20 protein-coding genes are annotated in these 18934 nt (G+C 54.2%); 4 read left to right on the forward strand and 16 right to left on the reverse strand.

From position 1 onward, the window contains the following. Positions 1-245: 245 nt before the first annotated feature. Positions 246-998 (forward strand): homing endonuclease associated repeat-containing protein, encoded by a 753-nt coding sequence (locus KNP82_RS07875; RefSeq protein ID WP_021066071.1) that lies wholly within the window; start codon positions 246-248, stop codon positions 996-998. A gap of 37 nt (positions 999-1035) precedes the next feature. On the opposite strand, the gene KNP82_RS07880 is transcribed toward KNP82_RS07875, so the two are convergent. The 4 genes from KNP82_RS07880 to speE all read right to left on the reverse strand — a co-directional run bounded on the left by KNP82_RS07880 (position 1036) and on the right by speE (position 4268). Then, positions 1036-1986: a sodium-dependent bicarbonate transport family permease gene (locus KNP82_RS07880; RefSeq protein WP_029594638.1), complete on the reverse strand. Its 951-nt coding sequence runs from the start codon at positions 1984-1986 to the stop codon at positions 1036-1038. Positions 1987-2179: 193 nt separating this feature from the next. Beyond that, the gene (locus tag KNP82_RS07885; protein ID WP_021066069.1) at positions 2180-2548 is read right to left on the reverse strand and encodes a Na-translocating system protein MpsC family protein; all 369 of its coding nucleotides are present in this window, start codon (positions 2546-2548) and stop codon (positions 2180-2182) included. Between the two features lie 2 nt (positions 2549-2550). Further along, complete coding sequence (gene speB / locus KNP82_RS07890; RefSeq protein WP_021066068.1) at positions 2551-3432, reverse strand: agmatinase; 882 nt, start codon at positions 3430-3432, stop codon at positions 2551-2553. Further along, positions 3429-4268 carry a polyamine aminopropyltransferase gene (speE, locus tag KNP82_RS07895; protein WP_029594637.1) on the reverse strand — a complete coding sequence of 280 codons (840 nt, stop codon included), beginning with the start codon at positions 4266-4268 and terminating at the stop codon, positions 3429-3431. Before speE ends, speB begins: the two co-directional genes overlap by 4 nt. 206 nt (positions 4269-4474) lie before the next feature. Between speE and KNP82_RS07900 the strand changes: the two genes are divergently transcribed. Beyond that, positions 4475-5395, forward strand: coding sequence for an EAL domain-containing protein (locus tag KNP82_RS07900; RefSeq protein WP_029594636.1), 921 nt, complete (start codon positions 4475-4477; stop codon positions 5393-5395). A 39-nt stretch (positions 5396-5434) separates the two neighbouring features. On the opposite strand, the gene KNP82_RS07905 is transcribed toward KNP82_RS07900, so the two are convergent. Beyond that, complete coding sequence (locus tag KNP82_RS07905; RefSeq protein ID WP_021066065.1) at positions 5435-5575, reverse strand: hypothetical protein; 141 nt, start codon at positions 5573-5575, stop codon at positions 5435-5437. A 138-nt stretch (positions 5576-5713) separates the two neighbouring features. Between KNP82_RS07905 and cls the strand changes: the two genes are divergently transcribed. Then, entirely contained in the window at positions 5714-7237 is a 1524-nt protein-coding gene (gene cls / locus KNP82_RS07910; RefSeq protein WP_241764564.1) for a cardiolipin synthase, read from the forward strand. Here the strand turns inward: cls and KNP82_RS07915 are convergent. From KNP82_RS07915 to ypfJ, 9 genes are all read right to left on the reverse strand, one after another. Continuing rightward, complete coding sequence (locus KNP82_RS07915) at positions 7213-7746, reverse strand: TVP38/TMEM64 family protein (RefSeq protein ID WP_021066063.1); 534 nt, start codon at positions 7744-7746, stop codon at positions 7213-7215. The genes cls and KNP82_RS07915 overlap by 25 nt on opposite strands. Before the next feature lie 61 nt (positions 7747-7807). Beyond that, complete coding sequence (locus tag KNP82_RS07920; RefSeq protein WP_029594634.1) at positions 7808-9070, reverse strand: dicarboxylate/amino acid:cation symporter; 1263 nt, start codon at positions 9068-9070, stop codon at positions 7808-7810. 158 nt (positions 9071-9228) lie between these two features. Further along, a complete protein-coding gene (locus KNP82_RS07925) occupies positions 9229-9732 on the reverse strand; it encodes a YwhD family protein (protein ID WP_021066061.1) in 504 nt (167 codons plus the stop codon). A 57-nt stretch (positions 9733-9789) separates the two neighbouring features. Beyond that, positions 9790-10842, reverse strand: coding sequence for a DUF871 domain-containing protein (locus KNP82_RS07930; protein ID WP_214827568.1), 1053 nt, complete (start codon positions 10840-10842; stop codon positions 9790-9792). Positions 10843-10896: 54 nt separating this feature from the next. Then, positions 10897-12270 carry a PTS transporter subunit EIIC gene (locus KNP82_RS07935; protein ID WP_029594632.1) on the reverse strand — a complete coding sequence of 458 codons (1374 nt, stop codon included), beginning with the start codon at positions 12268-12270 and terminating at the stop codon, positions 10897-10899. Between the two features lie 12 nt (positions 12271-12282). After that, the gene (gene murQ / locus KNP82_RS07940) at positions 12283-13176 is read right to left on the reverse strand and encodes an N-acetylmuramic acid 6-phosphate etherase (RefSeq protein ID WP_256442315.1); all 894 of its coding nucleotides are present in this window, start codon (positions 13174-13176) and stop codon (positions 12283-12285) included. Positions 13177-13339: 163 nt separating this feature from the next. After that, positions 13340-13795 (reverse strand): GNAT family N-acetyltransferase, encoded by a 456-nt coding sequence (locus KNP82_RS07945; RefSeq protein ID WP_021066057.1) that lies wholly within the window; start codon positions 13793-13795, stop codon positions 13340-13342. Continuing rightward, on the reverse strand, positions 13792-14640 hold the full coding sequence (locus KNP82_RS07950) for a MurR/RpiR family transcriptional regulator (RefSeq protein WP_021066056.1): 849 nt from the start codon (positions 14638-14640) through the stop codon (positions 13792-13794). Before KNP82_RS07950 ends, KNP82_RS07945 begins: the two co-directional genes overlap by 4 nt. Before the next feature lie 108 nt (positions 14641-14748). Further along, the gene (gene ypfJ, locus KNP82_RS07955; protein WP_029594630.1) at positions 14749-15606 is read right to left on the reverse strand and encodes a KPN_02809 family neutral zinc metallopeptidase; all 858 of its coding nucleotides are present in this window, start codon (positions 15604-15606) and stop codon (positions 14749-14751) included. A 164-nt stretch (positions 15607-15770) separates the two neighbouring features. Here ypfJ and KNP82_RS07960 point away from each other — a divergent pair, with 164 nt between their 5' ends. Next, positions 15771-15959, forward strand: coding sequence for a 2-hydroxymuconate tautomerase (locus KNP82_RS07960; protein WP_012727443.1), 189 nt, complete (start codon positions 15771-15773; stop codon positions 15957-15959). A 40-nt stretch (positions 15960-15999) separates the two neighbouring features. Here the strand turns inward: KNP82_RS07960 and KNP82_RS07965 are convergent, their stop codons facing one another. Then, a complete protein-coding gene (locus KNP82_RS07965) occupies positions 16000-17586 on the reverse strand; it encodes a Na/Pi cotransporter family protein (protein WP_029594629.1) in 1587 nt (528 codons plus the stop codon). A 23-nt stretch (positions 17587-17609) separates the two neighbouring features. Next, a complete protein-coding gene (locus KNP82_RS07970; protein ID WP_029594628.1) occupies positions 17610-18905 on the reverse strand; it encodes an HD domain-containing protein in 1296 nt (431 codons plus the stop codon). Between the last annotated feature and the right edge of the window lie 29 nt (positions 18906-18934).

Genomic DNA, 18934 nt, shown 5'->3' on the forward strand with positions numbered 1-18934 from the left:
ATGATTTCTTTCACATAATGAATAATTGTCGGACAAACGGGAAATGGGAATATACATAACCCGAATTGGGTATCGTTTACATTATTTTGCATCTCATCAAAACAGAGCATAAGGAGGTAAAAATCGATTTCAAGCATTCTTTTTGACTAGCTCGTTGACTCTTCCAACCAATACAAGCTGTTCATTCACACCAAGAGACCTTCCGAGACGCTCGCTGCGTCTCCCTCCAAAGGAGAGACACCAAGATGAAAAAATGGACACGCCCTCAAATCGTACAAGCATTGCAGTTAGCTGCTCAAGAACATGCCGAGCTCGATTCGAAACGGTACAGTGTTTGGTCGCAAACCAAAAACGTGCCGTCCCTTTCCACCGTCATCCACCAGTTCGGGTCTTGGCGCGAGGCACTCGTCGCCGCCCAAATTCAAATGTCGTTCCATTACTATTCCGATGAAGATATCCTTCGGGCATTGAATCAAGCCGCCGAAGAACTTTCGCTCTTCACGAGCCAAACGTATCGGGAGTGGTCGAAAGTGACCCGTTCCCCGTCGCTCACGTTAATCAGCAGCCGGTTCGGCTCTTGGTCGAACGCGCTCCGGGAAGCGAAACTTCAGACGACCGCGGCGAAAAATAATGAAGAACGGATTATTCAAGCGTTGATTGAAGCGTCAGAGGAACTCGAGCGTCTCACATCCCAGCATTACGCCATCTGGGCCCAAGAGCGCGGCTATCCAACGGTCGCGACGATTGCGCGGAAGTACGGATCGTGGAGCTACGCCTTGTTCGTCCTCGATATCGCCCCACCGAAGCGGAAATGGGATGAAGAAGATGTTATCGAGGCGCTTCGGGTCGCCAGACAAGAGTTGTCTCACTTCAGCATCCTCCATTATCGGAAATGGGCCGAAGGACGAAATGTGCCGAGCACATCGACCATCAACGCCTTATTCGGCAGTTGGACGGCGGCGTTAAAATGTATGGAAGAACAAAAAGTGAATCAATAAAAACAGGCCCGGTCTCCTCGTGAGAACGGGCCTGTTTTCAGGTGACGATTGAAATGAATAGCGGGATGCCGACGAGCAGATTGAACGGGAACGTGACGGCGAGGGCGAGCGTCAAATAAAACGACGGCTCCGCTTCTGGTACCGACGCCTGGAGCATGGCCGGGGCGGCGATATACGACCCACTCGCGGCGAGCGTCATGAAGAGAATCGTCCCCCCGTCCGACAGTCCGGCCATCCCGGCCGCGATGTAACCGATGACGGCCCCGACGAGAGGAAACGTCATGCCAATGACTAAAAACTTGAGGCCATAGGACGGCACCGCCTTCAACTGATGACCGACCTTGACGCCCAGGCTGAGCAGGAACAAGAGCAAGACGCCCGGGAACAAGTCGATGAAAAACGGTTCGAGCGCCGATGTATCCGGTGTGACGATTCCGACGACGAGACCGGCCAACAACAGCAGAATGCTCTTCGAAAGCAGACTGTCGCGGATGACCGTGAGCGATTGAGTCGGGGCCGCCGTAATCCCGAGGACACGGCTCTGATTGTAGAGCAACAGCGCGACGACGAGACCCGGAATCTCGAGCACGACGACGAGCGTCGTCATGAACGGTTCATAGACGATACCAAGACGTTCGAGCTGGGCCGTCGCGGCGACATATGTCACGAGCGAGACCGAGCCGAACGTGGCCGCCATGGCGATCCGTTCCGGGAACGTGAATTTGAGTAGCGAGCCGATTCCAAAGGCGACGAGCGGCAAGATGATGCCGACGACGAGCGTCACTGCCAGTGGGAGTGCCAACTCGTCCATCGACACCGAGGCGAGACCGATTCCCCCTTTCAACCCGATGGCGAGCAGTAAGTACAAGTTGAGCGTGATGCTGAGCGACTCCGGGATTCGTAAATTCGATTTTCCGAGAGCGGCAATCACACCGGTCACGAATAGGAGCACCGGGGCGCTCGTCAATAAAAACGTCAATAGTTCCATACATTTCCTCCTAGACGACAAAAGCGCACACCAAAGAAAGGTGTGCGCTGCATGCCGACGGCTCGAACACGTTCGCTCCGTCTAGCCGACAACTGTCGGATGTGTAGTTAGTCAGCTCCGGGTCAGGACGACGGGGATGTCTCGCGGACACCACCAATCCTGAACCGTCTCTGCTTCTAGTGTAAAAACGTCGTCACGGCTTGTCAATCCCATTCTCCCACGGCGCATCGAGGCGAAAGACGATAAGGCGTTCCCCTGTCTTCGTGCTGATGTCCGTATGGAGCGAGACGAGTCGCCGCCCGAGTACGTCGTGCACGATGGCCTCGAGCTGAGGCCGACCGGATTCGACGAGGTTGTTGCGGTACTTCTTCAATTGCTCGCGTCCGGCCGATTTGGCGGCCAGTTCGTACTCGGCCGGGGTCAAGACGCCTTGGAGCGTCACGATCGCCAGGTCGCGGAGCAAATCTGCTTTACACGTCAAGGAACCGCGTCCGAGATACTCTTTCTCCCATTGGGTGATGCGAGCACTCAGCTCCATCTCGAGCTGACCTTTTTTCGGCATCGTTACTTCACGAACCCGATCATCATCTCGCGAAGAATCTTCGCGGCGGCGATGGCCGTCATGTCCGACTGATCGTACGCCGGTGACACTTCGACGAGGTCGGCCCCGATGACGTCGACGTCAGCGTTCGCGATGGCGTGGACCGCTTCAAGCAATTCTTTCGTCGTGATGCCACCGATCTCTTGCGTTCCCGTTCCCGGTGCAGCCGATGGGTCGAGGACGTCGATGTCGATCGTGACGTACACTTTCTTCCCGGCGAGCGTCGGCAACACGCGTTTGAGCGGTTCGATCACTTCATATTTATACATGTTATAGCCGACTTCTTTGACCCAGTCGAACTCTTCTTTCATCCCAGAACGAATTCCGAACGAGTAACAGTTCGATGGCCCAATTAAGTTGGCCGCTTTTTTGAGCGGTGTCGAGTGCGACAACGGCTCGCCTTCGTATTCGTCACGGAGGTCCGTGTGCGCATCGAAGTGAAGAATGACGAAATCGTCGCCGTATGCATCGTGCATCGCCTTGATGACCGGCCAAGTGACGAGGTGTTCCCCACCCATACCGAGCGGGAACTTGCCTGCTTGGATGACGTCCTTGACGAATGACTCGATCATGTCGAGCGACTTTTGTGCGTTCCCGAACGGAAGCGGGATGTCACCGGCGTCATAGACGGCGGCCTCACTCAAGTCCCCATCCAAGTACGGGCTGTACTCTTCAAGCCCGATTGAGACTTCACGGATCCGGTTCGGGCCGAAACGTGAACCCGGACGGAAACTGACCGTCCAGTCCATCGGCATCCCGTAAAGGACCGTCTTCGCGTCTGCGACTTCTGGCAGGCTCGCGATGAACACTTTGCCTGAATAGGCTTCATCGAAACGTTTAATCATTTCGTCAAGTCCTCCACGAATTTAGGCAGGACGAAGGCCGCATTGTGAAGCTTCGGCGTGTAGTACTTCGTCTCGATGTCATGGAAACGCTCCGGAGCCACTGCTTCCGGATCATACTGCTTCGAACCGATTGTGAACGTCCACATGCCGCTCGGGTACGTCGGTACGTTCGCAGTGTAGAGCTTCGTGATCGGGAAGATTTCTTTCACGTCACGTTGGACTGTCTGGATGAGCTCTGGCGTGAACCATGGGTTGTCCGTCTGCGCGACGAAGATTCCATCGGCTTTGAGCGCTCTCGAGATTCCGGCGTAGAATCCTTTCGTGAACAAGTTGGCCGCTGGGCCGACTGGTTCTGTCGAGTCGACCATGATGACGTCGTACTCGTTCTCAGACTCAGCGATATGCATGAAGCCGTCGCCGACGATGACTTCAACGCGTGGGTTGTCGAGTTCGCCTGCGATGTTTGGTAAGTATTTCTTCGAATATTCAATGACTTTCCCGTCGATGTCGACGAGAACTGCTTTTTCGACTGATGGGTGTTTCATAATCTCACGGATGACGCCGCCGTCTCCGCCGCCGACTACGAGCACATGCTTCGGATTCGGGTGCGTAAAGAGTGGGACGTGAGCCACCATCTCGTGATAGACGAATTCGTCCTTATCCGTCGTCATGACCATTCCGTCAAGTAACAACATTGTTCCGAACTCGTCCGTTTCGACCATTTCTAGTCGTTGAAACTCCGTTTGTTCGCTCTCATAAACGTGGTTTACACGGAACGTGATTCCGTAATCTTCTGTCTGGTGCTCCGTAAACCATAATTTTAATTTTTGGTCCATCGATAGAACCCCTTTCTGATTAAAAAGTTGTTCGTATGCGAGTGGCGTTTTGAGGCGCTTCTTATTCATACGATAGGAAGTATACAAAAACTACCCGCAATTTGCACGATTTTTTTATTTATTTGTCCTACCATGTGAGTTTTATGTGAGTTTTATCCGATAAACTAAATAGAACCAACTTTATCTCTTGGAAAGGAGGAATGTACATGTGGTCTCCCTGTACCGCCTGCTCCACGAACATCCCGTTCTTTGAGCGCGGCCTTGTCGTCGTCAACGACACGTTCCATCCGTATGAATCGTTAGATGAATTAAGCGCACACCTCTCTACCGTCGAGGAGGACGTCTATTGCGTCGATCAAGTGACGAAACGTCAAACCGCAATCATCTCGGCGAGTAACCTACTCGAACAAATCGCCAACCGTGATACGATCGAACTCATTCAACACGGTGAATTCGAGAGCCATCTGCAACCAATCGTCCATCTCGATACCGGTGAACGATTCGGTTACGAAGCGTTACTCCGCAGTCGCAATAACGTCTCTCCCGGAGAACTGTTCCGCGCGGCCAACCGTTTCGGCCTGCATTCCAAGCTTGACCAGCGCGCTCGCGCCGAGGCGATTAAAGCGACCTATCATGCCGTCGCCCCGCACGAAAAGACGTTCATCAACTTCTTGCCGTCGACGATTTATAACCCGGACTATTGTCTTCAACACACGTTCGAGATTATCGATCAATACGGGCTTAGTCCCGACCGTTTCATCTTTGAAGTCGTCGAGACGGAGAAAGTGCAAGACGTGGCCCACTTGCAGCACGTGTTCTCTACATATAAGAAGCGCGGCATGAAAGTCGCCCTCGACGATGTCGGGGCCGGCTTCTCGACGCTCAATATGTTGAAACGCCTCGAACCAGACTATGTCAAAATCGACCGGTCGTACATCTCGTTTTGCGATCAAGACGCCGAAAAACGGACATTCTTGAAAAATGTACGTCAATTGACCAAATCGATGGACATCACGATTCTGGCCGAAGGCATCGAACGCGCCGAAGAAGTCGACGTCTGTCGTGAACTCGGATTCGACCTCGCCCAAGGCTATTACTTTGGCAAACCGTCCCCGTATTCGCTTTGACGCAACGAAGGCCTAGAGCATCCGCTCTAGGCCGTTTTTTTAATCGTCTTCTTCTTCATCCATATCTTCTTGCATTTCTGTATCTTCATTGTTCATCGGTTCTTCGTCTGCTCCCCCGCAAGCCCCGAGAATGATGCCTGTCGCCAAGAGCGACGCGGCCAATGCACCTTTCTTCTTCATCGCTAACACCCCTTTTAAGTTGTGTCGTACAGTTACGATAATTCCCTTCGCCCATATCGTGAAACGTAATTTTAGATTAACAATGTGTAAACGGTGGAATGAATTCAGTGATGACAACTGAACAGAAAGAAGGTGTACGTGTTGAAACGACGCGTCTGGCAACTCCTCACCATGATTGTACTCGGCCTCCTCCTTCTCCTCGTCCTCTACTCCGTGGACGGATTGATCCCATTCCTGATTGGTCTCGCGATCGTGGCGCCGCTCCTCGTCGGCTGGCATATTTTATTCGACCAGGTTCAACCGCAGGCCAAGCTCGCTTGGCTACTCGCCGTCCTGTTCATCCCGTTCCTCGGCGCCCTCGCCTGGGTACTATTCGGACGGACACCGCGACGCCACCGTCGGATTAAACGGACTTCGACCGAGATTCGTATGTTCCGCCAAGCGATTGAAGAGGAACGCGTCGAGACGTCCAATGACGTATCCGATTGTTATCCGCTCACGCGCACGCTCGAAAAACTCGGGGCGACCGGCGCGGACGGCCACACGTCGACGAAACTACTCGTCAATGGCGAGGAAAAATTCGATGCAGTGATTAAAGATATCGAGCAAGCGACCCATCATATCCACGTCCAGTATTATCTGTTCCGGACCGATGAAATCTCGCTCAAGATTCGTGACGCTCTCATCAAGCGATCCAACGAGAACGTCACCGTCCGCTTCTTGTATGACGGCCTCGGCAGTCAAGAGATTAGCGAAGTGTTTCTCGAACCACTCCGCGAGTCCCGTGTCCACGTCGAGGCGTTCGACCCGGTCGTCCACCCGCTCCTCGTCTTTAATGCCAACTTCCGCAATCATCAGAAGTTGATCGTCATCGATGGACGAATCGCTTACACGGGTGGCCTGAACGTCGGAGATGAATATTTGGGCAAACATAAAAAGCTCGGATTTTGGCGCGATACCCATCTGCGTCTCGAAGGGCCGCTCGTCCGGGAATTGCAGCGCCTGTTCGTCGAGAATTGGCTGTATGCCGGTCATGAGGAAGACAAAGAGACGTGGGACTTGTTTGCCGACAGCAAACACTTACCGGAATACTTTATCGATGAGCCGCAACAAGAAAACGGGGCGACGCAACTGCTCGTCACATCACCAGGGAAAGATGTGACGATTCGAGACGGGCTCATGGCTCTGTTGATGCAGGCGAAAGAATCGATTTGGATGACGACCCCTTACTTGATTCCGCCTCCCGAAATGCTCGCGCTGTTAGAAGTCGCCGGCAAGCGAGGCATCGACGTCCGAATCGTCGTCCCCGGAAAAGGAGACGAATGGTTCAGTTTCCATGCGACCGAGTATTATTTTGAGCAATTGCTCAAACGGAACATCCGGATTTATAAATACAATCGTCATTTTATCCACGCAAAAACCGTCCTCATCGATGGCAAGATTGCGCTCGTCGGGACGGCTAACTTTGATTTTCGGAGCATGTATTTGAACCATGAGATGACGATCGCCCAGTTCGAGACGTCATCCATTCAAGAGTTGCACGAAGCGTTCTTGAACGACTTCGATGAATCGATTCTCGTCGACTGGTCGATGATGCGTAAGAAATCGAACGGCAAACGCTTCGTCGAAGCGTTCTGTCATATCTTCTCGCCGCTTCTCTGAGACAAACGCCACACGGCGTACAGCACGGCGAGAACGGCGACGAGAACGAGTTGCCACCCGCTCGCCACGGTCAGGACGGCCGTGACGGCAAGCGCCTCAATCAATAGCGCCGGGACTTTTCCAATCGTGCTCGCTACAGCGAACGAGGGGAGCGACATCCTGCTGAAGGCGGCCGACAGCGTGACGAGACCAGACGGCACGAACGGTAACAGCCGGAGCCCGAGGACGAGGAACCAAGCCTCGACCCCTTCGGCTTCACGGAGACGCCGCAGCCGCTTTCCGTCCGGTGATGTGTAGCGATGGAGTGCCTGCCGATACAGGATAAAGCTGAGCACGGCGCCGACGGCCTCACCGACGATGGAGACGGCGACCCCTGGTCCAAATCCTAGCAGTTGAACGTTCAGTGCCGTCAAAAAGGCGCTCGGCAACACGCCCGCGATGGCGATGATGCTGTTTAAGATGATGCTGACCACGACAAACAGCGGAATCGGCAGAACTTCCCATTCCATGTATGAAAACCTCACTTCATTTGAAAAGGCTGGCCCGGTATGAACCGGGTCAGCCTTTAGGTTATTTTGCGTCCACTTCATCCCACGAGTCTTCGTCGACTGCAGGAAGATGTTTCTCTTCGAGTTTCGAGACGACGACCGCACACGCGGCGTCACCTGTAATGTTGACCGACGTCCGGAGCATATCGAGGATCCGGTCGACACCGATGATCAGGGCAATCCCTTCGACCGGTAAGTTGACTGATTGTAAGACGAGCGCGAGCATGACAAGTCCGACACCTGGTACGCCCGCCGTCCCGATTGAGGCGAGTACCGCTGTGATGACGACCGTTGCGAGCTCCGTGATTGTCAAATCAGCATTAAACACTTGCGCGATGAAAATCGTTGCGACCCCTTGCATGATGGCTGTTCCGTCCATGTTGACCGTCGCACCGAGCGGTTGGACGAACGACGAAATCGAGCGCGGGACACCGAGTTTCGTTTGAGCCACTTCCATCGACACGGGGAGCGTCGCGTTCGACGACGATGTCGAGAATGCGAACGTCATCGCCTCATAGAAGTTTTTAAAGAAGAAGACGGGATTCATTTTCCCGAGGATGGCAACTGCCCCCCCATAGATTAAAATTGAATGTAGTGCCAGTGTAAATACGACCGCAAACATGTACCATGCCATCGCTTGGACAGCCTCTAATCCAATGCCACCGATGGCTGAGGCGATCAAAGCGAACGCACCGTACGGCGCGAGCTTCATGACCAAATGAATCAAGTACATCATGATGCGGTCACCTTGTTTGACGAATCGACGCCATGTTCTCGCTTTTTCACCGAGTGCGATCATCGCGAATCCGATGAGTGCCGCAAACACGATGATTTGAAGCATGTTGCCTTCAGCGAGCGCTTGGACCGGGTTCGTTGGAATCATGTTGACGAACGTCTGTACGATATTCGACGATTCTTCCGAGCCAGAGGCATCAAACTCTAATCCCGTCGTCGGGAAATCTCCACGTTCTCCTGGTTGGATGACATAAGCGACACCCATCGCCAAGACGATGGCGATCGCCGTCGTCGTCAAGAAGAAGAGCAATGATTTCGTTCCAACGCGACCGAGTTCTTTCGGGTCACCGAGACCCATAACACCAAGAATGATCGAGAAGAAGACGATCGGGACGACTAACATTTTAATTAAGTTCAAAAATACGGTTCCGACTGGCGAGAGGACATACGTATTGGCCATATCATAAATATTGCCCGGTAATCCTGCTAATGCTAAACCGACGGCTACCCCCAACAGTAGCCCAATCATAATTTTCTTAGTTTCACTCATCGTGTCACCCTTTCTCTTTTACACAAGTGCGTTTAGTATAGCATAATACTGAATATTCATACAATTACGGTGAAATCACAACATGATAACAAATTCATGTTCCCAAATCGGGGCACATGAAAACAAAAAAGATTGGAGACCAAAACGGTCCAATCTTTTCACTCGGCGCTCAAACGCTCAAGCTCGGTTTGAAGTTCGGTCGATTGTTCCCAGATTTCAGGACGATGTTCTTTCAAAAAGGCAGCGAGCACGTCGCGTGACGGTGCATCCATCATGTCAATCAAGATGCGGCCTTTGAGCGACTTGTCCATCTGGTTGACGTGATACGGCAACAGTTTATAGCCGCGCCGTGCCTCGAGGTCGATCGACATGTCACAAGCTGCGACACCGCCGTAATAGAACCCTTCTGGCTTTCGTCCGACCGTGACCCAGACAATCCAATACGGTTTGCCGTTCGGCACCGCTTCTGGATCCGTCAAAAATTTGATGCGTTTCTCGATCGCCGATTTGGCATGCATGGCCCCCATATCGATGACCGCGGTCCCCGCCTCGACATCGATGATGACGGGAGACATATTGTTCAAACTGAGCGAACCGACCCCAAAACCGCCGTGGCCATCGGTCGAATCGTCAGCGACGATGTTAAAATTAATCTCTTTCATGGCATTCCCTCCCTCTCTACTGTACACAAAGACGAGGGAATGTGGCAATCCGGAACGTCAACACCACTCGATTCGAAACTTCGTGCCCGGTCCGATCGATTGGACGAGCGGCCGGTCTGCCTCGATGACGCGCCCAAGGACGTTGATCCGATCGTCTGCCACTAAATCGCGTTTTGTGATTTGCAGCTCACCGGCATAGCGCCCGTATTTCGCATTATCGACCGTGATCGTTCCGAGCGGACGCGGTCTTGCTGCCATCGGCTCGAGCAAGCGGTCCCCCGGACGTCCATAGCCCCTCGAGTCGACCGAGCGGACGACGTCACGTGCCGGGTCCATCCGGTTCGTCTGGACACGATAGAAGGCGGCCTCAATCGTCGTCTCCGCTTCTGCCCGAAGGACGAGCATTTTGTCGGCGTGTGAGGCGAACTGTTCAATCGTCTCATCAGTGAGTCCCGAGTCGCCGATTAAGATGCGATCGACCGAATCCATGAGGTCCATGTAGCAGGCGAACGTCGACAACAGGCGATGGTCCTCGAGCGTCGGCAGCCGTTCGAACAGCGGTCCTCGGAGTGTCCCGTCACCAGGGATGAACGCCTGGACGCTCAACCCTTGCCGCTTCAGCCAATCGTTCTTGGCATCGAACCAGTTACGATCGAGCCCCGTCTCCGGGCGCGGATAGAAGTTGTGCCACGCCTCGACGTTGTCCGTCACGAGGCCGTGTTGCTTCATCTCTATGAGTTCCGCTTCAGACAGCGTACTCGCGTTCAAGGCGACCGTCATTCGGGTCGACAAGTCGGCGACTTGTTTCGGCGTCACGCCGTAATCGACGCGCAGCCCCGTCACGCCCCAATCGAGAAGTGTATGGGCATCGTCCCACGTCTTGCCGAGCGCGGCGAGCGACGTCGGTGCGATATCCGCAAACAGTTCCATGTCGAGTTCTCGTGCGAGCGTCCCGAGGTCACGAAGCCGTTCCGTATACACCGACGTGTCGTCCTCGGGGATATGCAGTGACGTGAACATCGAGGTGAAGCCAATCTCGCGCATGCGTCCGACCCATATCTTGAACTGCGGTGTGAGCGGTTCGCTCAAATAAACCGATAATCCCTTCATCAGAAATTCCTCCTCATCAAATGAAAAGGCGACTCCAAAGAGCCGCCTCAGTTGTTAAATCCCGTCTGCCATTTCTTCTTTGAAGCCGAAGAAATATGTGAAGATGAAGCCAGCCGTATACGAAATGACAAGACCTGCGATGTACGTCAAGTACATGCCGTTATCGATGAGCGGCGTAAGCGAGAGACCCGAGACCCCAATCCCGAGTGCTGCCGTCTTCATCGTCGCTTGGAAGGCACCGCCGACCGCGGCCCCCATACAAGCCGTCAGGAACGGACGGCCAAGCGGGAGTGTGACCCCGTAAAGGAGCGGCTCGCCGATTCCAAGGAATCCGACCGGGATGGCCCCTTTGATGATGTTACGGAGGCGTTGGTTGCGCGTCTTCACGAAAATCGCGAGCGCCGCCCCGACTTGTCCAGCCCCTGCCATCGCCAGGATTGGCAAGAGTGCCGTGTTACCGACCGTGTTCAAGAGTTCCAAGTGAATCGGTGTGAGTCCGTGGTGCAACCCGACCATGACGAGCGGAAGGAAGAATCCAGCAAGGACAGCCCCTGCTACCGGTCCACCGACTTCAAGCACGGCGTTCAATCCTTGCATGATCCCGTCTGACAAGATGCCTGCGACCGGCATGATCGCATAGAGCGCCGTGAAACCGACGACGAGGACCGTGAGAAGCGGTGTAAAGATGATATCGACCGCCGTCGGCATGAAGCGACGAACGTGTTTCTCGATGTACGTCATGAGCCAAGCGGCAAAGATGACCCCGAACAGTCCACCCCGCCCGACAACGAGCGGTTCCCCATAAATGGTGATGTCCGCGAGCACCGGGTTGAAGAGAATCCCCCCGGCGATGGCACCGAGTACCGGCGTCCCGCCGAACTCTTTGGCCGTGTTCCAACCGACGAGGATGGCGAGATACGCGAACACTGTGCTACCGAGCAATAAGAGGATTTGCATCCACGTTTCGGTCGGGTCAACGCCGGCGTTCTTCGCGAAGTTGGCTCCCCCGTTAATGATACCTGAAGCGACAAGCCCTGGAATGAGCGGAATAAAGATGTTCCCTAAGCGACGCAAGAAGCGCTTGAACGGCGACTTCTGTTTGTCTTTCACTTTTTGACGTTCGATGGCCGCCCGTTCGTCCGGCGTCAAATTCGCATCGACCGACTCTTCCCCGATGGCGAGCCCCGTCTCACGACTGAGATGGTCCGCCACGCGGTTGACCGTCCCCGGGCCAACGACGATTTGCAATGTCTCGTCATCGATGACACCCATGACACCATCGATTTGTTTCAATGCAGTGAGATCCGCTTTCGTCGGATCTTTGAGCGCTAAACGCACACGTGTCATACAGTGCGCGAGTTGACGAATGTTATCTTTCCCCCCGACATGCTCTAATATCGCATGTGCAAGAACCTCTTCTTTCTTCATCTCGAATCCCCCTTATAATGCGTCACGGACGAATCCGTTCGCACGCTCTAATCGCTCGACTGCCTCCGCATGCGGGACGTCGGCTAAAATCATGACAATCGCCGTCTTGACGTGACCACCGGATGAATCGAAATAACGCGCGGCCGTCTGTTCGTCGACCCCTGTCGCTTCCGCAATCATCCGTTTGGCCCGCACTTCCAACTTTTCGTTCGTCGGCTGCACGTCGACCATCAAGTTTTGATACACTTTCCCTACCCCAATCATCGACGCCGTCGAGATCATGTTGAGGACGAGTTTTTGCGCCGTCCCTGCTTTCAATCGGGTCGATCCGGTCAATACTTCTGGTCCCGTCTCGACTTCGATTTTGAACTCGGCGTGTTCGCTGATTTTTGAACCTTTGTTACACGATAGCGCGGCTGTCGTCGCGCCGACCTCGCGGGCGTAATCGAGTCCGCCGATGACGTACGGTGTCCGTCCGCTCGCGGCAATCCCGATGACGGTGTCGAACGCATTCAAGTGAAGCGCTTTCAAATCATTGACCGCCAAATCCTTGCTATCCTCTGCTCCCTCGACCGCTTTAATCAACGCCCGTTCGCCACCTGCGATAAGTCCGACGACCATGTCCGGTGACACGCCAAACGTCGGCACACATTCCGCCGCGTCTAAGATTCCGAGCCGTCCGCTCGTCCCTGCGCCGATGTAAATCAAACGTCCGCCTTGTTTGAAGGATGCGATGGCACGCTTCGTCACTTCGGCAATGACCGACAGTTCTTCTTGAATGACGTGTGGGACCGATTGATCTTCCTCATTCATCACTGCAAGGAACTCCTCGACCGCCATCTCGTCCAAGTGCATCGTTCGTTCATTTCGTCTTTCAGTAGCCAGTTTATCTAACATCGCCACCATCCTTTCTTCTCTCTAATTTTATTGTACTAACTTGAAATTAAAAGTCAAACTTATTTAAAAAAATAAGGAAATAAAATTTCATTGCAGGTCAGGCGTATACATGTAGATTTGTATACGTGTATACATCTATAGAAAAACGCCCGGCCCTATTGGACCGAGCGCTTTAGCTGATGACTTTTTTCAACACGTGGACGTGATCGCCGCGTGCCGTGATGGAATCTTTTTCATACACATAGCCTTGCCGCTCCCAAAAGCGGCGCGCCCGCTCATTGTGAGGTAATACCCCGAGTCGGAACACCGTCTGGAACGGACGCATATATGTTTGTTCGAGCTGTTCATACAACCGCGTCGCAATCCCGGTGCCGTGCAGCCGTTCATCGACGACGAACAGACCGAGCCAAAGCGAGCCGTCGACCGGGTGTTGCTTCAACAAGTCGGCGACGGCGATGACGTCCCCGTCCTCAAAGACGAGGCTGACGGTCTCCTCCGTCTCAAAATCGGCCACGTTTTCATCGCGGAACGTTTCGGGCGCCTGTCCGTTCAATTCCGCGAACGACCGTTGTTGTAAGAGGAACGCCGCCACCGCATCGCGCCACGTTGGGTCATAGACGTGAATCATCGGCGCAACTTCACCATCTCGTCACGTGCCTCGGCGTAGCGATCAATCAATCCCTCGCCTTTTCGGTGCAACAGCCCCATATAAAGTGTGTCGATAATCGTCAACTGTGTCATCCGTGAAGCGATGCTCGCAATCCGGAAATCACGTTCGACGCTCGGCGTGCATAGTCGGACATCCGCTTCTCGATAGAGCGGAGATTTATCGAGGTCCGTGATGGCGACGACCGGCACCCCTTTTTTCTTGGCGAAGCGGACGAGTTCGAGTACGTCTTTCGTCCGACCCGACGTACTGATGGCGACGAAAACGTCGTTCGGGCCGAGATGCGGAATGAGAGACAACATGTAATGGAAATCTTGCGATGTCTGGGCCGCATAGCCGAGCTTTGTGAATTTATATTGCGCGTCATAGGCGGCCGTCGACGAACCGCCGACCCCATAAAACACGACCCGGTTCGCTCGGGCGAACGTATCGATCGCATGCTCGAGCTCACGCTTGTCCATCGCCTCGGCACATGCCTCGATGGCCATTTTGTTCACATGGATGACTTTTTGAAACGAATCGTAAGGTGTGTCTTTCTGCTGCAACACGTTGAAATCGGTGAGCGTCGTCTCGGTGATCGCCAAGTCTTTGACGAGGGCGAGTTTGAACGCCTTGAAGCTATCGATTCCGACGACACGCGCAAAGCGAACGATACTCGCCTCGGACACGTCCGTCTTTTGAGCAAGCTCTTTCGTCGTCATATTCGGAACGAGCGTCGAGTGGGATAAAATATAGTCGGCGATTTTTTTCTCCACGGACGTCATCTCGCTTTTGGCGAATTCGATTTTTTTGAGTAAGGATTCCATCGGGTCATCCCCTTCCTACTTCTAGTTTCTGTTTCCATGATAGCGGATTCTTTCTGCACAAGCCAACTTGGACATGGAAAAAGGTCAAGCCATCGCTTGACCTCATGGTTATAAGTTTTTGGCGTTGAACGTATCGCCGCCTTGAATCGTCCCGTTTTGGAACCCTTTATCGAACCAACGTTTCCGTTGTTCGGACGTCCCGTGCGTGAACGAATCCGGTGTCACATAGCCGCGCGCCTGTTTCTGAAGGGTGTCATCCCCGATTTGGTGCGCCGCATTCATCGCTTCTTCGACGTCGCCAGCCTCGAGGTAACCCATCCCTTGAGCGTGGTGGGCCCAAACGCCTGCATAATAATCGGCCTGGAGTTCGAAGCGGACCAAATATTTGTTGAACTGTGTCTCACTCAGCTCGTTGCGGAGTGGCATAATCTCGTCCGTCGTGCCGAGCAACGTCTGGACGTGGTGACCGACCTCGTGGGCGACGACGTACGCCATCGCGAAGTCACCCGGTGCGTTAAACTGTTGACTCAGGTCATCATAGAAACTCAAATCGATATACAACTTCTGATCACCCGGACAGTAGAACGGTCCGACAGCCGATCCCGCAATCCCGCACGCCGATTCGACTTGATCTTTATAGATGACGAGCGTCGGCTCCCGATACGTCAATCCGTTCTCCGCAAAAATATCGGTCCACACTTCTTCGGTATCCCTTAGCACGACCGACACGAAGTCGGCCATCTCTTCTTCCCGCGCCGAGCCTTCATACGTTCCAGAGGACTGTTCCGGTTCCCCGAGTCCGATGTTGTTGACGATATCGCCCGGATTGCCCCCGTTGAGCAGTGTGAAGACGATGACCAAGATGAGACCAAAGCCCCCACCAATCCCTGCGATGCCTTTCCCTCCGACACGTTGCCCCCGTCGATCCTCGACGTTTCGACTTGCTTGTCTACCCTTCCATTTCATCCGCCTGTTCCTCCTACGACTAGTCTGTCTTGTTCCTTACCCCGTTTTCACATATTTCGCACCTGCATTTTTTATTTGTACCGTCCGCCCAATCGATTTTCTGCTTTCCACTTGCCTCACCTTTCACTAGAATGAAAGGGAACGAACTAAAAGGAGGAAATGTTATGCCATACGTAACGGTTAAAATGCTCCCAGGTCGCACGGTCGAACAAAAACGTGCGTTGATTGAAAAAGTGACAGACGCCGTCTCCGAGACGACGAACGCCCCGAAAGAAAACATCACCGTCTTCATCGAAGAGATGGACGCGACGCACTACGGCCAAGCCGGCGTCATGCACGCAGATAAGAAGTAAACACAACGACCGCCCTTCCATCTTGGAGGGCGGTCGTTGTTTAGTCTTCCAGATTCACTTCAAACCGCTCGCTCGGGACGGTCGGTTTAATCAGATGACGCGTCGCACGCCAAATGTGATAGCCGATTCGGTCGAGCCAGAGGAGGGCCTGCACCTTTTGAATCGTCTGATCCATCTCGAGTTGATTGGCCGCCGTCTCCTCGAGCAGTTCGGCCCGGTGCGCTTTTCGATATTCAGCGAGCTGTTTCGAGGCCGTCTTCCACTGCCGCGACTCTTCCGGGGGCGTGTGATGATTGAGCGTCTCGACCATGTCGAGTTCATGCAAGACGAGCTGACGCGCGACCAGGAAGTCCGTATCGCGGAGCGCGTCGACCGGGTCGACTTCACGCATGACGAACAGCCACCGCTCCAAGTGGTCGATTGTATGGAGCAGCGACAGATGTTGGCCATAGTCGTTGCGTCCCCGCCCTTCTTCCAATTGAATCGTGCTCAAAAAGACACGGACGTCGCCGAGCGTCTTCTCGACGAGTTGGAGCTCGTCGTCGCGTTTACGTGCCTCGGTCAGCAACAGTTGCGTCTCTTTGGCCAAATAGCGCTCAATCTCAATCAACGAGCGCCGGGCCGCCTCGAGCGCGACCGTCGGGATGCGGGCCATATTCGGGTCGAGGAACCGGGTCAGCTTTTCCGCCCGGCTCGGGATCCACTTGAGCAACTGACGACTGAACGCCTGATGGAACGGCAGGAACGTGAACACCCCGAGCAAATGGAACGAGGTGTGGAACAAGGCGAGCCGCAACAGTTCATTCCAATTGAGGCGGTCGGCCACACCGTTCACGATACCGAACAAGAGCGGGAACGTCAGCCAGCCGATGAGTAAAATCGACCCGTGGACGAGCATGTGCGCCAAGACGATACGGCGAGCCGACTTCCAGCCCCCGATTGATCCGATGGCCACGACGAGACTCGTGCCGGCGCTTTGTCCAAGCACGAGCAGACAGGCTTGGGCGAGCGTCACCGTATCGGTCGCGAGCGCCGTCATCGTCAAGACGAGACCGATGCTCGAGGACTGTAACAAGACGGTCATGAGTAGGCCTGTCCCGAGCAGCGCGAGTTGGTGCAGCGGTGTGTCCGCTTCCCAACCCGCGAACGAGAACGTGACGACGTCGCGCATTGCTTCTTGAAGCGTCCCGATGCCCACGAAAATCAGACCGAGCCCGACCATGAGCATGCCGATGCGTTTGACGCGCCGCCCGATCAAGCGGAGTGCCATACCGACCCCGATGAGTGGGAGCAACAGCTCGCGGATGTCCACGTTATACCCTAAGAGTGCCACGAGCCAGCCCGTCGTCGCGCTGCCGACGTTCGCTCCGATGACGAGTGTGAGCGCTTGGGTGAACGTCAACAGACCTGCGCTGACAAAACTGATCGTCATGAGCGTCGTCACCGTCGACGATTGGAATAGCGCCGTCATCGTCGCTCCGAGAAACGCACCCGACACCGGCCCTTCCGCCAATCGGTTCAACCGTTGCCGGAGCCTCTCTCCGGCCATATTTTTCAACGTATCCGTCAACAGCATCATCCCGAGCAAGAAGATGCCGACCCCGCCGACCAATGTGCCAACCCCCATGGTGTCACTTCCTTTTCAACGATTCAATCTCCTCGTAACGTTGACAACATCCATGTTTTTTCTGACGCGAAATCTTTCAAGTTGAGGAGCACGTCCTCCGGATAATAAATTTTTTCGTCCGACTGTCGTGAGTTTAAAATCGATTGGACGAGCATCGACACTTCCGAAATTTCCCGGCGGTCGCCGTCATTCATCTTGAGATAGATGCCTTCGTATTTGCCATGCCCTTTATACAAGTCGTACGGCAGTTGACTGAGCTGGTCCTCGAGTAAGTAGTAGCGGGTCGGCAACCCGATTGACTCCATCGTCGAACGCAAGCGGTCCATGTAGCGGACGCGGTTCGCTTCCGGGAAATTCTTATACTTCAACAGGCGGCGGTTGACGAACCGGCTCGCGAGATCGGCCAAAATCGGGTCCGCCTCGTCCATCCATTCTTGGAAATAGAAATAGACGATCGTCTCATCGAGCTTCAAGTAATGCTCGAGCGTCATGTCCTCATGATTGAAAATCGGCAAGAAATGCTTCGGCGTCATCTCGAAGGCGTAGCCCGACTCGTACAGCTCTTGCGCCCGCTCGAGCACGGCTTTGAGCAACAGGTCGCTCGACCGCGTCGCCGGGTGCAAATAGACTTGCCAATACATTTGATAGCGCCGCATGATATAGTCCTCAATCGTATGCATGCCCGACTGTTTGACGACGACTTGGTCCTCATCGGGACGCAACACCCGAAGCATGCGCTCAAGGTCGAACTTACCGTAACTGACACCGGCGAAATGGGCGTCACGGAGCAGATAGTCCATCCGATCGACGTCGAGTTGCGAACTGAGGATATTGACGAGCAGTCGGTTCGGGTGTGTCTTATTGATGATGGCCGCCACTTCTTCCGGGAAGCCGACCCCCATCTCGGACAGCACTTTGTTCACTTCCGTGGCCCCGAGGATGATGCGTTCGGTCCACACCTCGTGACGGACGGCGAAGACGTGCTCGAACGCGTGCGAGAACGGACCGTGTCCGACATCGTGCAGCAGCGCCGCCGCGAGCAACAACTCCCGGTTGCGGTCATCCCACTCCGGATACTCATGGAACTGATCGATTAGCTGTCGGGCGATTTCGTAGACGCCGAGCGAATGATGGAAACGCGTATGCTCGGCCCCGTGGAACGTCAAAAACGACGTCCCGAGCTGTTTGATGCGACGTAACCGTTGAAACTCTTTCGTATTGATCAATTCCCAGACGAGATGATCATAGACGTATATATATCGATGAACCGGATCTTTGAACACTTTCGATCCTGACAATTGACCTCGTGACGTATACATGACGTTGCCCCCTACGTTTCATTAATGAT

Source organism: Exiguobacterium sp. s26, assembly GCF_018618235.1.
GTDB lineage: Bacteria > Bacillota > Bacilli > Exiguobacteriales > Exiguobacteriaceae > Exiguobacterium > Exiguobacterium chiriqhucha.

Excerpts from the sequence above, each read along its gene's own strand:
- KNP82_RS07875 (WP_021066071.1), top strand. The coding sequence starts at position 246 with ATGAAAAAATGGACACGCCCTCAAATCGTACAAGCATTGCAGTTAGCT.
- KNP82_RS07880 (WP_029594638.1), bottom strand. The coding sequence starts at position 1,986 with ATGGAACTATTGACGTTTTTATTGACGAGCGCCCCGGTGCTCCTATTC.
- KNP82_RS07885 (WP_021066069.1), bottom strand. The coding sequence starts at position 2,548 with ATGCCGAAAAAAGGTCAGCTCGAGATGGAGCTGAGTGCTCGCATCACC.
- speB (WP_021066068.1), bottom strand. The coding sequence starts at position 3,432 with ATGATTAAACGTTTCGATGAAGCCTATTCAGGCAAAGTGTTCATCGCG.
- speE (WP_029594637.1), bottom strand. The coding sequence starts at position 4,268 with ATGGACCAAAAATTAAAATTATGGTTTACGGAGCACCAGACAGAAGAT.
- KNP82_RS07900 (WP_029594636.1), top strand. The coding sequence starts at position 4,475 with ATGTGGTCTCCCTGTACCGCCTGCTCCACGAACATCCCGTTCTTTGAG.
- KNP82_RS07905 (WP_021066065.1), bottom strand. The coding sequence starts at position 5,575 with ATGAAGAAGAAAGGTGCATTGGCCGCGTCGCTCTTGGCGACAGGCATC.
- KNP82_RS07915 (WP_021066063.1), bottom strand. The coding sequence starts at position 7,746 with ATGGAATGGGAAGTTCTGCCGATTCCGCTGTTTGTCGTGGTCAGCATC.
- KNP82_RS07920 (WP_029594634.1), bottom strand. The coding sequence starts at position 9,070 with ATGAGTGAAACTAAGAAAATTATGATTGGGCTACTGTTGGGGGTAGCC.
- KNP82_RS07925 (WP_021066061.1), bottom strand. The coding sequence starts at position 9,732 with ATGAAAGAGATTAATTTTAACATCGTCGCTGACGATTCGACCGATGGC.
- KNP82_RS07930 (WP_214827568.1), bottom strand. The coding sequence starts at position 10,842 with ATGAAGGGATTATCGGTTTATTTGAGCGAACCGCTCACACCGCAGTTC.
- KNP82_RS07935 (WP_029594632.1), bottom strand. The coding sequence starts at position 12,270 with ATGAAGAAAGAAGAGGTTCTTGCACATGCGATATTAGAGCATGTCGGG.
- murQ (WP_256442315.1), bottom strand. The coding sequence starts at position 13,176 with ATGGTGGCGATGTTAGATAAACTGGCTACTGAAAGACGAAATGAACGA.
- KNP82_RS07945 (WP_021066057.1), bottom strand. The coding sequence starts at position 13,795 with ATGATTCACGTCTATGACCCAACGTGGCGCGATGCGGTGGCGGCGTTC.
- KNP82_RS07950 (WP_021066056.1), bottom strand. The coding sequence starts at position 14,640 with ATGGAATCCTTACTCAAAAAAATCGAATTCGCCAAAAGCGAGATGACG.
- ypfJ (WP_029594630.1), bottom strand. The coding sequence starts at position 15,606 with ATGAAATGGAAGGGTAGACAAGCAAGTCGAAACGTCGAGGATCGACGG.
- KNP82_RS07960 (WP_012727443.1), top strand. The coding sequence starts at position 15,771 with ATGCCATACGTAACGGTTAAAATGCTCCCAGGTCGCACGGTCGAACAA.
- KNP82_RS07965 (WP_029594629.1), bottom strand. The coding sequence starts at position 17,586 with ATGGGGGTTGGCACATTGGTCGGCGGGGTCGGCATCTTCTTGCTCGGG.
- KNP82_RS07970 (WP_029594628.1), bottom strand. The coding sequence starts at position 18,905 with ATGTATACGTCACGAGGTCAATTGTCAGGATCGAAAGTGTTCAAAGAT.